12 protein-coding genes are annotated in these 12,252 nt (G+C 70.4%); 1 reads left to right on the forward strand and 11 read right to left on the reverse strand.

Features of this window, described 5'->3' with window-relative positions; all coding sequences use genetic code 11:
- The first annotated feature begins 217 nt into the window (after positions 1–217).
- On the forward strand, positions 218–799 hold the full coding sequence (locus tag ACFQBR_RS12605; RefSeq protein ID WP_344182048.1) for a hypothetical protein: 582 nt from the start codon (positions 218–220) through the stop codon (positions 797–799).
- Between the two features lie 101 nt (positions 800–900).
- On the opposite strand, the gene ACFQBR_RS12610 is transcribed toward ACFQBR_RS12605, so the two are convergent.
- The 11 genes from ACFQBR_RS12610 to ectA form a co-directional block, all read right to left on the reverse strand.
- The gene (locus ACFQBR_RS12610; RefSeq protein WP_267946604.1) at positions 901–1,344 is read right to left on the reverse strand and encodes an SRPBCC family protein; all 444 of its coding nucleotides are present in this window, start codon (positions 1,342–1,344) and stop codon (positions 901–903) included.
- 56 nt (positions 1,345–1,400) lie between these two features.
- The gene (locus ACFQBR_RS12615; RefSeq protein ID WP_344182046.1) at positions 1,401–2,348 is read right to left on the reverse strand and encodes an NUDIX hydrolase; all 948 of its coding nucleotides are present in this window, start codon (positions 2,346–2,348) and stop codon (positions 1,401–1,403) included.
- A gap of 74 nt (positions 2,349–2,422) precedes the next feature.
- Entirely contained in the window at positions 2,423–4,525 is a 2,103-nt protein-coding gene (locus ACFQBR_RS12620) for an RNA degradosome polyphosphate kinase (protein ID WP_267946606.1), read from the reverse strand.
- A 210-nt stretch (positions 4,526–4,735) separates the two neighbouring features.
- On the reverse strand, positions 4,736–5,668 hold the full coding sequence (locus ACFQBR_RS12625; protein WP_344182044.1) for a CPBP family intramembrane glutamic endopeptidase: 933 nt from the start codon (positions 5,666–5,668) through the stop codon (positions 4,736–4,738).
- A 209-nt stretch (positions 5,669–5,877) separates the two neighbouring features.
- On the reverse strand, positions 5,878–6,720 hold the full coding sequence (ehuA, locus tag ACFQBR_RS12630; RefSeq protein ID WP_267946608.1) for an ectoine/hydroxyectoine ABC transporter ATP-binding protein EhuA: 843 nt from the start codon (positions 6,718–6,720) through the stop codon (positions 5,878–5,880).
- A complete protein-coding gene (gene ehuD / locus ACFQBR_RS12635; RefSeq protein WP_344182042.1) occupies positions 6,707–7,345 on the reverse strand; it encodes an ectoine/hydroxyectoine ABC transporter permease subunit EhuD in 639 nt (212 codons plus the stop codon). Before ehuD ends, ehuA begins: the two co-directional genes overlap by 14 nt.
- Positions 7,342–8,070, reverse strand: coding sequence for an ectoine/hydroxyectoine ABC transporter permease subunit EhuC (gene ehuC, locus ACFQBR_RS12640; RefSeq protein WP_267946610.1), 729 nt, complete (start codon positions 8,068–8,070; stop codon positions 7,342–7,344). Before ehuC ends, ehuD begins: the two co-directional genes overlap by 4 nt.
- 7 nt (positions 8,071–8,077) lie before the next feature.
- Positions 8,078–8,929, reverse strand: a complete 852-nt coding sequence (ehuB, locus tag ACFQBR_RS12645; protein WP_267950523.1) for an ectoine/hydroxyectoine ABC transporter substrate-binding protein EhuB — start codon at positions 8,927–8,929, stop codon at positions 8,078–8,080.
- Positions 8,930–9,451: 522 nt separating this feature from the next.
- Entirely contained in the window at positions 9,452–9,853 is a 402-nt protein-coding gene (locus ACFQBR_RS12650) for an ectoine synthase (RefSeq protein ID WP_267946611.1), read from the reverse strand.
- 130 nt (positions 9,854–9,983) lie between these two features.
- Positions 9,984–11,249: a diaminobutyrate--2-oxoglutarate transaminase gene (ectB, locus tag ACFQBR_RS12655; protein ID WP_267946612.1), complete on the reverse strand. Its 1,266-nt coding sequence runs from the start codon at positions 11,247–11,249 to the stop codon at positions 9,984–9,986.
- Between the two features lie 89 nt (positions 11,250–11,338).
- Positions 11,339–11,848 (reverse strand): diaminobutyrate acetyltransferase, encoded by a 510-nt coding sequence (gene ectA / locus ACFQBR_RS12660; protein WP_267946613.1) that lies wholly within the window; start codon positions 11,846–11,848, stop codon positions 11,339–11,341.
- Between the last annotated feature and the right edge of the window lie 404 nt (positions 11,849–12,252).

A 12,252-nucleotide genomic window follows, 5' to 3' on the forward strand; every position in this document is an offset into this window, starting at 1 on the left:
CCCGACCGGTTCGCGCCACGGCTGCCGGGAGACGCGGAGAACACGGGCCCTTGCCGAACTTTAGGGCATATGGCCGAGTGCTGCGGGGGCCTGTGGATAACGGTCGGGGCGGCACGAAAACGGGTGCACCGCACCGATGAACTGGCCAAAAGGGGACGACCGTCCTACAGTCACGACTGACAGTAGTTACTCAGATACACACAGCAAGGATCATGTCGTGAAACGTATCGCCGGACTCGCTCTCATCACCCTGGCCGCCGGTGCGGCCGTCGGCCTGGCCGCCTCCCCCGCCTCCGCGTGGGCCGGGGCCGAGGGGCCCCGCGGCTCCGAGCGTCCCGCAGCCGAGCAGTCCGGCCTCGGGGGCTACGACGGCCACGGGCAGGACCACGGCTGGTCCGAAGGCCACGGGCAGGACCACCACGGAGGGAACACCGGTCACGGGCACCCCGGCCAGCCCGCCGGGGCCGGGCACGAACACCCGTCCGAGGAGGCCGGGGCCGGTCACGAGCACCCGGGCCAGCCCGCGGGGGCCGAGGAGGCCGAGCACACGGAGGCGGCCGAGGGCGCGGAGGCCGAGGCGGAGAGCACCGAGGCCGAGACCGTCGAGGGCGAGGCCGTCGGAGGCGCGGACGCCGCCACCGCGGAGGCCCCCGGGGCCGAGGAGGCCACCAAGGGCGCGGAGTCCGAGGAGACCGCCGAGGCCGAGGAGGCCGAGGAGGAGACCGGGGCCGAGAGCACCGAGGGCGCGGAGGCCCCCGAGGCCGAGCTCGTCGAGGCCGAGCACCCCGGCTACTTCTAGCCGGCGGGCCCCGGACGCCCGCACGGCGCCGGACCCGTGTGAACAGCTCCGCCCACGGCCGCCGGCCGTGGGCGCCGCCGTTCCCCGGGACCGGGGAGGGTTCAGGCCCCGTCCCGCTCCGCCGCGGCCTTGAGGCGCTCCAGGGTCCTCTCGATGCTGCGCCCGTTCTTCGCCGGCATCCCCATCAGGACGTAGAACGCCGGGAGCCCCCGCGAGTAGTCGAAGGTCTCGGTGACCCGGGTGCCGCCCTCCGGCAGTTCCCGGAGCTCGTAGCGCCAGCGGTGGGGTCCCCCGTGCCGCCAGGCGATGAGCCGGTCCTCCTCGTACTCCACCACCCGGTTGGTGATCCGGTAGCCGACACCGAACATGCGCATGTCCATGCCGAACTCGCTGCCCCGCTCCAGCCGGTCGGGGCCGAAGTGGGTGCCGCGCACGGTGCCCGAGCCGTCGAACTCGGAGTGCAGCGCCGGTGACGCGACGATGTCGAAGATCCGCTTGGCGGGGGCGTCCACCACGACGCTCCGCGCAACCTTGTGTTTGGCCATGACCGCATCATGTCACCGTCGTCCGCCGCGCCCCGCGCGGGTCCGGCGAACCCGGCTCAGCCGCGGAGCGCGTGGCGCTCCACCCCCGCCAGCGTCCCCCCGGAGGGTTCGACGTGCACCACCCAGAACGAGCCCTTGCGCAGCCCCAGCTGCTGGGTGACCGGCGCCCCCAGCCGTGTGAGCGCCGCCGACATCAGCTTCGGGATCAGCTCCCCGTGCGTGCAGACGACCGTCGGCCGCCCTTCGGCGATGATGCGCCCGAACTCCTCGCGGGCCTCCTCCACGTCGTACTCCGACCCCTCCCGCACGGTGAAGGCGCGCTCGGTCCGCATCGGCACGTCGTGCTCCACGGTGTACGGCAGCACCGACTCCGTGCACCGCGCGGCGGCCGAGGAGACCACCCGGGGGCTCCCGTAGGCGCCGAGCACCCGGGACAGGGCCAGGGCGTCGGACCGCCCTGCCCCGTCGAGGGGGCGCAGCAGGTCGCTGCCGGACCACGCGCGCTTGTCCCCCGCCGACAGGTGCCGCAACAGGATCACGGGGACGGTGACGGCGGGCCCGGCCCGGAAGTTGTCGAGGACCTGGACGTCGTGGTCGTAGGTGAGCCTGTCCCGTGCCTCCGCCACGGGGACCCACTCGACCAGTTCGACCTCCTCGTTGGGCTTGTAGTCGATCTCCCCGCCGGGGAGGTCCGGGGTGGCGGCCCACCACTCCACCTGTTTGGGCCACCCGTCCTTGAGGTAGTGCTGCGGCGGGAGCCTGCGCCCCATCAGCGGGGTCAGCCCCGTCTCCTCCTCGACCTCGCGGACCGCGCCGGTGAGGGGGTGCTCGCCGTTCTTGAGCTTGCCCTTGGGCAGGGTCCAGTCGCCCCGCTCCGGGCGGCGGATGAGGACCACCTCGGTCGCGCCGCCGGCACCCGTGCGCCACAGCACGGCGCCGCCGGCGCGGATGGGTTCGAGGTAGCCGCCGACCGCCGTGTCGCGCTGCGGGAAGGCACTGGTCACGCGTACCTCCCGTTCCGGTCCCCCGGTTCTCCCGTCCGGGGCCCCGGCGTCCGCGCCGGCCTCCGCTCCCCCGCTCATCCGCCCTCCACCACGCGCAGGTGGCGGTCTCCGCGCAGGCTGTCCTGGAGGTCGACGAGGGGCAGCCCGTCCTCGCCGTGCGTGTGCCGGGTCCACGTGCCGTCCGGTTCGAGGCGCCAGGACGAGGTGGTGGCGGCCATGGCCAGGTCCATGAGCCCGACCAGGCGGCGGCACTGCTCGGGGTCGGAGATCCGGACGAGCGCCTCCACCCTGCGGTCCAGGTTGCGCGGCATCAGGTCGGCGCTCCCGATCCACACCTGCGGCCGCCAGCCGTTGGCGAACACGAAGATGCGCGAGTGTTCGAGGAAGCGGCCCAGGATGCTGCGGACCCTGATGTTCTCGGAGAGGCCGGGGACGCCCGCGCGCAGGACGCAGCTCCCGCGCACCCACAGGTCGACGCCCACCCCGGCCTGCGAGGCCCGGTAGAGGGCGTCGATGATCTCCTCGTCGACCAGGGAGTTGACCTTGATCCGGATCCGGGCGGGGTCGCCCTTGAGGCTGTTCTCGATCTCCTGGGAGATCTGCTGGAGCAGGCCCTCGCGCAGTGCTGCCGGGGCGACGAGCAGGCGGCGGTAGTGCTTCTTGCGGGAGAACCCCGTCAGGCTGTTGAACAGGTCGCTGACGTCCTCCCCCACCTCCGGCTCGGAGCTGAACAGGCCGAAGTCCTCGTAGATGCGGGCGGTGCTGGGGTTGTAGTTGCCGGTGCCGACGTGGCAGTAGCGGCGCAGCAGCCCGTCGTCGTCCTTGCGTATGACCATGGACAGCTTGCAGTGGGTCTTGAGTCCGACGACGCCGTAGACGACGTGGCACCCCGCGAGTTCGAGCTTGCGCGCCCACTGGATGTTGTTCTGCTCGTCGAAGCGGGCCTTGATCTCGACCAGGACCACGACCTCCTTGCCCGCGTTGGCGGCCTCGATGAGGGCCTCGACGATGGGTGAGTCGCCGCTGGTGCGGTAGAGGGTCTGCTTGATCGCCACGACCGCGGGGTCGGCGGCGGCCATGGCCAGGAACCGCTCGGTGGTGGTGGCGAACGACTCGTAGGGGTGGTGGACGAGCACCTCCCGCCCGCGGATGGTCGAGAAGAGGTCCCCCATGGTCAGGGCCCGCGGTTCGACCGGGACCATGGGCTGGAAGCGCAGTTCCGGCCGGTCCGCGTCGGCGATCTGGGCCAGCCCGGCGAGGTTGAGCGGCCCGGGCACGCGGTAGATCTCCTCCTCCTCGGCGCCGAGCTCCTCGGTGAGGATCGACAGGACCTCGGCGGAGATGGTCTCCTCCACCTCCAGGCGCACGAGGGGGCCGAAGCGGCGGCGCAGGAGTTCGTTCTCCAGCGACGTGACGAGGTCGTCGGTCTCGTCCTCGTCCACCTCCAGGTCGGCGTTGCGGGTCACCCGGAAGGCGTGGTGCTCCAGGATCTGCATGCCCTCGAAGAGCTGGGGCAGGTGGGCGGCGATGACGTCCTCGACCGGGACGAACCTGCCGCCCGGGCGGGGGCCCGGCTCGATGAAGCGCGGCAGGGAGCTGGGCACCTTGACCCGGGCGAACATGCGCCGCTCGTCGAGCGGGTCGCGGACGGTGACCGCGAGGTTGAGCGAGCGGCCGGAGATGTAGGGGAAGGGGTGCGCGGAGTCGACCGCGAAGGGGGTCACCAGGGGGTAGACGGAGCGCAGGAAGTAGCCGTGCAGGTACTCGCGCTCGTCGTCGTCCAGCTCTCCCCAGCGCACGATGCGGATCCCGGCGTCCCGCAGGGCGGGGGCGACGCTGTCCTCGAAGCACGCGGCCTGGCGGAGCATCAGCTCGTGCGTGAAGAGCGAGATGCGTTCGAGGAGGGCGCGCGGCCGGTGTCCGCTGGAGGAGGCGACGGCGAGCCCGGTGGCCAGGCGCCGTTTGAGTCCGGCGACCCGGACCATGAAGAACTCGTCGAGGTTGCTGGAGAAGATGGCCAGGAACCGGGCGCGCTCCAGGAGCGGGATGTCCTCGTCCTCGGCGAGTTCCAGGACCCGCTGGTTGAACCGCAGCCACCCCTCCTCCCGGTCCATGAACCTGTCGGCGGGCAGCTCGGTCGTGGGACCCGCTGGCGTTGGCGCTGATTCCGTGCTCACAGTGGGCAGACTCCCCCTCTTTCATGACCGCACGGTGACAACCCCGTGAGGGGGAAATGACCTCCACGCGACCGCTATGGACCTTGTGTACCCGCCCACGGGCGGATGTCAGGGTATTTCACGGACGGATTGCCGGTCTTCCACGGTCCGGGGACGGAAAGGGGGCCGGTCACAGGGGTGGGACGGGCGGGCGGACGTGCCCGCGGGGCCCTAGGTGATCCCGATCTGGAGGTCCGGCGGCATGATGACGACGAACATCCCGATCCGCATGAGCACGTTGAGCCACGTGTTCCGGAAGCAGGCCCACAGGTAGCCGTAGAACGCGCCTGCGGTGGCGTAGGTGAGCAGGGACAGCCCGGTGTCGTACACGAAGTCGACGCCGGTCAGCTGGGACACGGCGTCGTAGGGCTGGATGACCGCGTAGGTGAGCGCGAAGACCACCGAGGTCGCCAGGATGCCGCCCCACCGGCCCATCAGGATCTCCAGGCGGGTCTGCACCATACCCCGGAAGAAGATCTCCTCGCAGACCGCGACGAAGGCGAACGCGAGCACGAAGCCGACGAGGGGGAAGGACACGGGCGGGAGCCCGGTGTACGGGACGAGCAGGTAGGCGATCAGGCCCAGGGCCAGGCCGACCGGGGCCAGGCCCGACCAGCGCCAGCCCTCGGTCACCTTCAGCGCGAGGGAGGGCATGGCGGTGCCCTTCCCGTCGATGGTGACGCCCGAGCGGTCCATGACCAGCAGGGGCAGGGTGAAGAGGAACAGCAGCCGGGACACCAGGGAGGCCGACATCGCCAGGTCGGCGCCGATCGTCGCCTCGTACATGCCGAAGAACAGCGACAGCACGACCATGCTGAGGATGAAGGCGCCCAGGCAGACCGCCAGCCAGGCGAGCTCCCGGCCCAGGGGGTGGCCCACCATCGCCGCGGCGATCCTGCGGTCCAGCGCGTCACGCGCCCCCAGCGACCGGACCAGGGCCCAGGCCAGGAGGCCGCCGACCAGCATCGGCCCCCAGGAGACGAGGAAGAGGACGGCGAAGTCGCCCAGGACGTCGGAGCGCAGGTCGGGGTGGACGGCCATCGGCACCGCGACGAGCAGGACGGCGAGGGCCGACCACCAGGTGAGCCCCCATCTTCGCACCATGGTCACAAGAGTCCCCCCTGTATCAGGACTCTCATTCTGCCCAAGAGATAACTAAAAGCTGTCCAATGACCACGGTATGTCGCCACTCGTCTCGGATCGGGGCGCTCCGGACGGCGGAACGGGGCGGGCCCGGGTCGTGCTCCGACCCGGGCCCGCCCCGTGGCACGCCGTCCCGCCGCGCCGTGGACCGGGCCGGGCGGCGGCCGGTGTCAGACCCCGTTGTCCAGGACCGACCTGAGGAACGACCGGGTCCGCTCCTCCTGCGGGTCGCCGAAGATCTGGTCCGGCGTCCCCTCCTCCGCGATCTGCCCCTGGTCGAACATGAGCACGCGGTGCGACACGTCGCGGGCGAAACCCATCTCGTGGGTCACGCAGAGCATGGTGATGTCCGTGCTCTCGGCGACCTCGCGCAGGACGTCCAGGACACCGGCCACCAGCTCCGGGTCCAGCGCCGACGTGACCTCGTCCAGGAGGAGGATCTCCGGGCTCATCGCGAGCGCGCGGGCGATCGCCACGCGCTGCTGCTGGCCGCCGGACAGCTGGGTCGGGTGGGCGTCGACCTTGTCCGCCAGGCCCACCAGGTCCAGCAGCTGCTCGGCCTTGGCGTTCGCCTCCTCCTTGGGGATCCCGAGGACGTGGACCGGGGCCTCGATGACGTTCTGCCGCACGGTCATGTTCGGGAACAGGTTGAACTGCTGGAAGACCATGCCGATGCGCTTGCGGCGTTCGCGCAGGTAGCTCTCGCCGGCCGGGACCAGCCCTCCCGAACCGCCGCGGGGCATGTGGCTGAACGGTTCGCCGCCCACCCGGATGACGCCCTCGGTGACCTTCTCCAGGGTCATCAGCAGGCGCAGGATGGTGGTCTTCCCCGAACCGCTGGGCCCGATGAGGGTGACCCGCTCCCCGGGGTCGACCGAGAAGTCCAGGTGGTCGAGCACGGTGAGGTCGCCGAAGCGCTTGACCACCTGGTCGAAGACGATCAGGGGGCCTCCCCCGGCCCCGGCCCCGCCACCCTGGGGCCGTGCGTTCGTAGGGGTGTCAGACGGCGGCATAGCGTCGCTCCAGTCGTCGGATGATGATCGCGGACGGGATGCTCACGAGGAGGAACAGGAACCCGACGAGGGTGAACGCCTCCACGATCTTGAAACTCGCCTGGCCGACCTGCTGGGCGGTGGCCAGGAGCTCCACGACCGTGATGGCGAAGAGCAGCGGGGTGTCCTTGAACATCGCGATGAGGTAGTTGCCCAGCGCGGGGATGACCTTGCGGATCGCCTGCGGCAGCACGATCGCCCCCCACGTGCGCCGGGCCGGGAGGCTCAGCGCGCGCGCCGCCTCCCACTGGCCCACGGCCACGCCCTCGATGCCCGAGCGGTACACCTCGGCGGTGTAGGCCGCGTAGTGCACCCCCAGGACGATGATGCCGACCATCAGGGGCGAGAAGCCCGCGGGCACGAGGGCGAAGACGAAGACCAGCTGCACCAGCAGCGGCGTGGTGCGGATGAACTCCATCACCACGTGGACGATCGTCCCGAGCACCGGGATCCGGCGGACCATGGCGATCACGAGGCCCAGGGCCAGCGCGATCAGGTAGCCGAACACGGTGGCCTGGACGGTGACCCACAGGCCGCGCAGGAGGTCCGGCATGACCTCCAGGGTGAACTCGAAGTCCCAGATCACTTGGCGACACCCACCTTCGTGCCCACGGACGGGGGCCGCAGAAGCGCCAGCAGCCCGGTGCCTCCGGGCGGGATCCGTCCCAGCTTGCGGTTGGCGCGGCGTTCGAGCAGTCGCATGCCGAAGATCAGCACCTGCGCGATCAGGTAGTAGAGGATGAGGGCTCCGGTGAAGGCCAGGACCGTCTCACCCGTGGCGGAGCGGATCTGCTGCGCCACGGCCGTCAGGTCGGCCACACCGATGAGGTAGGCCACAGCGGTGGCCTTCATGAGCTCGATGACCAGGTTGCCGAACGTGGGCAGCATCTGCGCCCACGCCTGGGGGAGCACCACCAGGCGGGTCCGCTGGAACCACGACATGTTCAGCGCGACGCACGCCTCCACCTGGGCCTTGGGCACGGCGTTGACGGCCGCGCGCACCACCTCGGCGCCGTAGGCTCCGAGGTTGATGCCCAGGGCGACGATCGCCGCGAAGGTGTCGTCCAGCTTGTAGCCGGACACCAGCGGTAGGGCGTACGCCATCCAGAACATCAGGACCAGTGCGGCGATACCGCGGAAGACCTCCACGTAGACCGTGGCCACGGCCCGGGGAAGCCAGTGCTTCATGCTGCCCAGGATCCCGAAGACCATGGCCAGCACGAAGGCCAGCGCACTGCCGCCCGCGGTCAGCTGGACGGTGATCAGAGCGCCGTCGAGATATCGGGGGAGCTGCTCGATCAGGAAGTCCACGTCGTGGTCATCCCTCGCAGAGTTCGGCGGTGGTCGTGTCGTCGGGGAGGTCCGCCTCGGTGAAGCCCCACTCCTCGCCCAGTTCCAGGAGGCGTCCGCTCTCCTTGAACTCGGCGATGACGCGGTTCATCTCCTCCAGGAGCTCGGTGTCCTCCTGGCGGACGCACAGGCCGCCCCAGCCCTTCTCCTCCCGGCCGTCGATCTCGGGGAAGAACGCCTCGGTGACCTCGAAGGGGCCGCCGCGGTCGATGAGGAGGTACTCGTGGGAGACCTTCAGCATGGACACCGCGTCGACCCGGCCCGCCTCCAGCAGCTCGTAGCCGGTGGTCTGGTCGGGGATGAGCTCCAGCTGGCCCTCGGGCACCTCGAAGTACTCGGCGTAGCTCTGCTCGACCGAGCCGTTGAGGACGGCCAGGGTCAGGTCGGGGTTGTCCACGAACGAGGTGAAGTGCTCGATGCCCTCGGGGTTGCCCTCGTTGACGAGGAAGGCCTCGGGGGACGTGGCGGTGGGCTCGGTGAAGGCGACCTGCTCGCAGCGGTCCGGCGTGATGAACACGCCGGCGGCGAGAACGTCGAATCGGTTCGCCTGGAGGCCGGGGATCAGGCCGTCCCAGGTGACCGGGGTCGGCTGGATCTCCGGGACGCCCAGCTCCTCGAAGACCGCTCTGGCGACGGCCGGGGACTGCCCCGCGGGGGCGCCGCTGCCGTCGATGAACCCGAACGGGATCTCGTTGGCGAGGCCGACGCTCACGAAGCCCTGTTCGCGCAGGCGTTCCAGGGTGGACTGTCCCCCTTCTTCCCCGCCGCCTCCCCCGTCGACCCGGGTGCAGGCGGCGAGGCCGACCGTGGCGAGCCCCACGCCGCCCAGTCGGAGTGCGTCTCGGCGGCCCCAGGTTCCTCGGCTGATCGCTGGTACCTGCTTCTTCACGACTGCTCCTCGGTGATTCGCGAGGCGGCGCCCCCGACCGGGAAGGCAGGACGGGTGCGCCGCGCATTCGGATGGTGGGACGCCTGGTGCGGGCGGTGCGCGGCGCTGGGCCGCGGCTGCCGCCGCCGGTCGGGACACGGAGCGGCGGCGCTGGTACGGGGTCTCCCTCCCCGAGCACATCCGGCAGTAACGAGACGGGTTTAGTCCGTTATGCACTGGTTATGGATACGCGGTCGCCGGGTGACCCGGCTTTCGGCCTGTTCAGGGCGGGTCACCTGTACCTGGTGACCCTGGGTCCGAGGCGCGGTCACACTGGGGCGTCGGTTCTCCGCCGTCCTTCCCTTCCCCCGTCGCGCCCCGGGCCCGGTCCGGAGTCCCCCATCAAAACCCAGGACACGGCCGTGGGCGGGGTCCGCCGCGCGGACCCCGCCCACCTGCTGCCGTGTCGGCGCCCTACGCGGGGGCGTCCTCCTCCACGACGAGCGGGTAGACCCCGTTCTCGTCGTGGACCTCGCGCCCGGTCACGGGCGGGTTGAACACGCAGAGCACGCGGAAGTCCGTCTTGGGACGGACGGTGTGCTTCTCGTGGCCGTTGAGGAGGTAGAGGGTGCCCGGGGTGATGGTGTGCTTCTCCCCGGTCTCCTCGTTGGTCAGCTCCGCCTCGCCCTCGATGCAGTGCACGAGCTCGACGTGGTTGGCGTACCAGAAGGTCGACTCGGTGCCCGCGTACAGGACGGTCTCGTGGAAGGAGAAGCCCACCTTCTCCTTGGCCAGGATGATCCGGCGGCTGCGCCAGTTCTCCGTCTTGATGTCGGCCTCGGTGTCGTTGACCTCGTCCATGCTGCGAACGATCACTGGCTTGCTCCTTAAACGCGCTGCTGCGCCTTGCTGGGGTGGTGCGACGCGGCGCGGGGCCGGACGACCCTCCCTCCTGGGAGTGTCGTCCGACCCCGTACCGCGTGGATGTGGAACCGCCGCCGGGGCCCTAGGCCGGCTGCGCCACCTTGACCGCGGCACGGGCCGCGTCAGCCATGATGTCAAGGCCGGCGGTCAGTTCCTCCTCCGTCGCGGTGAGCGGCGGAAGAAGTTTCGCGACCTCGTCCTCGGGCCCGGAGGTCTCCAGGAGCAGGCCCCGGTCGAACGACTCGGCCGCCACCTTCTTGGCGATGCCGTCCTGCTCGAAGGCCAGGCCCCGGGCGAGCCCGCGGCCGCGCACGTGCGCGCCGAAGTCGGAGTGCTCCGCCGCCATCTCCCCCAGGCGCGCGGCGACCATGTCGCCCTTGGCCTTGGTGGAGGCGGCGAAGGAGTCGTCGCTCCAGAAGCGGCGCAGCGCCTCGGCGCCGGTCACCATCGCCGGGTTGAATCCGCGGAAGGTGCCGTTGTGCTCGCCCGGCTCCCACACGTCCAGCTCGCGCTTGAACAGGGTGAGGGCCATGGGCAGGCCGTAGCCGCTGATGGACTTGGACAGCGTGACGATGTCCGGGGTGATCCCGGCCTCCTCGAAGCTGAAGAAGTCGCCGGTGCGGCCGCAGCCCATCTGGATGTCGTCGACGATCAGGAGGATCTCGTACTCGCGGCAGAGGTCGGAGAGCTCCCGGAGCCACTGGGCGCTGGCGACGTTGATGCCGCCCTCGCCCTGGACCGCCTCGACGATGACGGCGGCGGGCTTGTCCAGCCCGCTGCCGCTGTCGTCCAGCAGGCTGCGCAGCCACAGGAAGTCGGGCGTGCGCCCGTCGAGGTAGTTGTCGAACGGCATCGTGGCCACGTGGTCGAGCGGCACGCCCGCGCCGCCGCGCTTCATCGAGTTGCCGGTGACGGCCAGGGCCCCCAGGGTCATGCCGTGGAAGCCGTTGGTGAAGTTCACGATCGTCGAGCGGCCGGTGTACTTGCGGGCCAGCTTCAGCGCGGCCTCGACCGCGTTGTTGCCCGCCGGACCGGGGAACTGCACCTTGTAGTCGAGGTCCCGCGGTTTGAGCACGATCTGCTCGAAGGTCTCCAGGAACTCGCGTTTGGCCACGCTGTAGGCGTCGAGGCTGTGGACGATGCGGTCGTCCGTCAGGTACTCGATGAGCGAGGTCTTCAGCTCGGGGTTGTTGTGCCCGTAGTTGAGCGAGCCCGCTCCCGCGAAGAAGTCGAGGTAAGGCTTGCCGGTCTCGTCGTAGACATGGCTTCCGACCGCCCTGTCGAAGACGACCGGCCAGTTCCGGCAGTATCCGCGGACTTCGGACTCCAGGCGCTGGAAGGTCTCCATCGTGTGTACCTCGGTTCCTTTCCCCAGGTTCGTGGGCTCATGGCTTGGACGACGGGGTGGGTCGGGATCGGTCGATCCGGTGCGGATGGTCAGTCACGCCCCTGACCCGGTGCCTGCCCGAACGGGCCGATCCGGACCAGGTCCTCGGGCTCGTGCGGGGTGTCCCCCTCCTGGGGGAAGTGTTCCCCGGTCAGGAGCGGACTCCACACGGCCTCGGTGTCCCGGTCCCGGGCGAACGACGCGAACAGCGCGCGGGAAGCGGTGTTGTCGGGTGTGACGGTCGCTTCGAGATAGCGCAGACCACGGTCGGTGATCCGGTCGCCGATGAAGTCGAGCATCCGGCGGGCCAGCCGCTGTCCGCGGAACGCGGAGTCGACGGCGACCTGCCAGAGGAAGTACGTGTCGGGACTGTCGGGACGCACGTAGCCGGTGACGTAGGCCGCGACACGGCCCTCGCCGTCGCGGGCGACGACGCTGGTCGTGGCGAAGTCCCGGCACCAGAGCGCGTAGGCGTACGGGGAGTTGACGTCCATTCCCGTCTCCCGGGCCAGCCGCCACATGTGCGGCCCGTCCTCCGGGGACGGGTGCGCGAGGCGCACGTCCCCACGGCCCGCGGCCCCTGTCGTCTCAGGGCTCTCGGCCCCGGTGTCAGTTCGGTCGCGTGCTTGGAGGTTCGTTCGTAGATGTGGCACGTCGATCGAACTTAGCGAACGAATGTCAATGAGGTTCCGCGGAGATTCCGCGCAGATGTTTCGGGAGGTTCGCATCGGGTATGGCCCGTTTATTTAGCAGCGAACCAAGGCCCTGACCAGGGCTTTCAAGGGGAGTCGCGGGGACCCCGGTCGCGCGGTCCACGCCCCGCCCATCAGGCGGTTCGGCGGGCGGGCCGCGTACGGGCGGCGCACGGGGGCGGCGGCGGCGCCTCGCGCGGCGGCCGTCCGACACGGTCAAACATAGAGCTTTACCGAGCAATATTAAGCGTGCGTTAAGTCACATCAATTCG

The sequence above is a fragment of the Nocardiopsis tropica genome (assembly GCF_042660575.1).
Lineage (GTDB): Bacteria > Actinomycetota > Actinomycetes > Streptosporangiales > Streptosporangiaceae > Nocardiopsis > Nocardiopsis tropica.

Bases quoted from the DNA above. Each gene is read 5' to 3' on its own strand.
- ACFQBR_RS12610 (WP_267946604.1), bottom strand. From the start codon at position 1,344: ATGGCCAAACACAAGGTTGCGCGGAGCGTCGTGGTGGACGCCCCCGCC.
- ACFQBR_RS12625 (WP_344182044.1), bottom strand. From the start codon at position 5,668: ATGGTGCGAAGATGGGGGCTCACCTGGTGGTCGGCCCTCGCCGTCCTG.
- ehuA (WP_267946608.1), bottom strand. From the start codon at position 6,720: ATGCCGCCGTCTGACACCCCTACGAACGCACGGCCCCAGGGTGGCGGG.
- ectB (WP_267946612.1), bottom strand. From the start codon at position 11,249: ATGGAGACCTTCCAGCGCCTGGAGTCCGAAGTCCGCGGATACTGCCGG.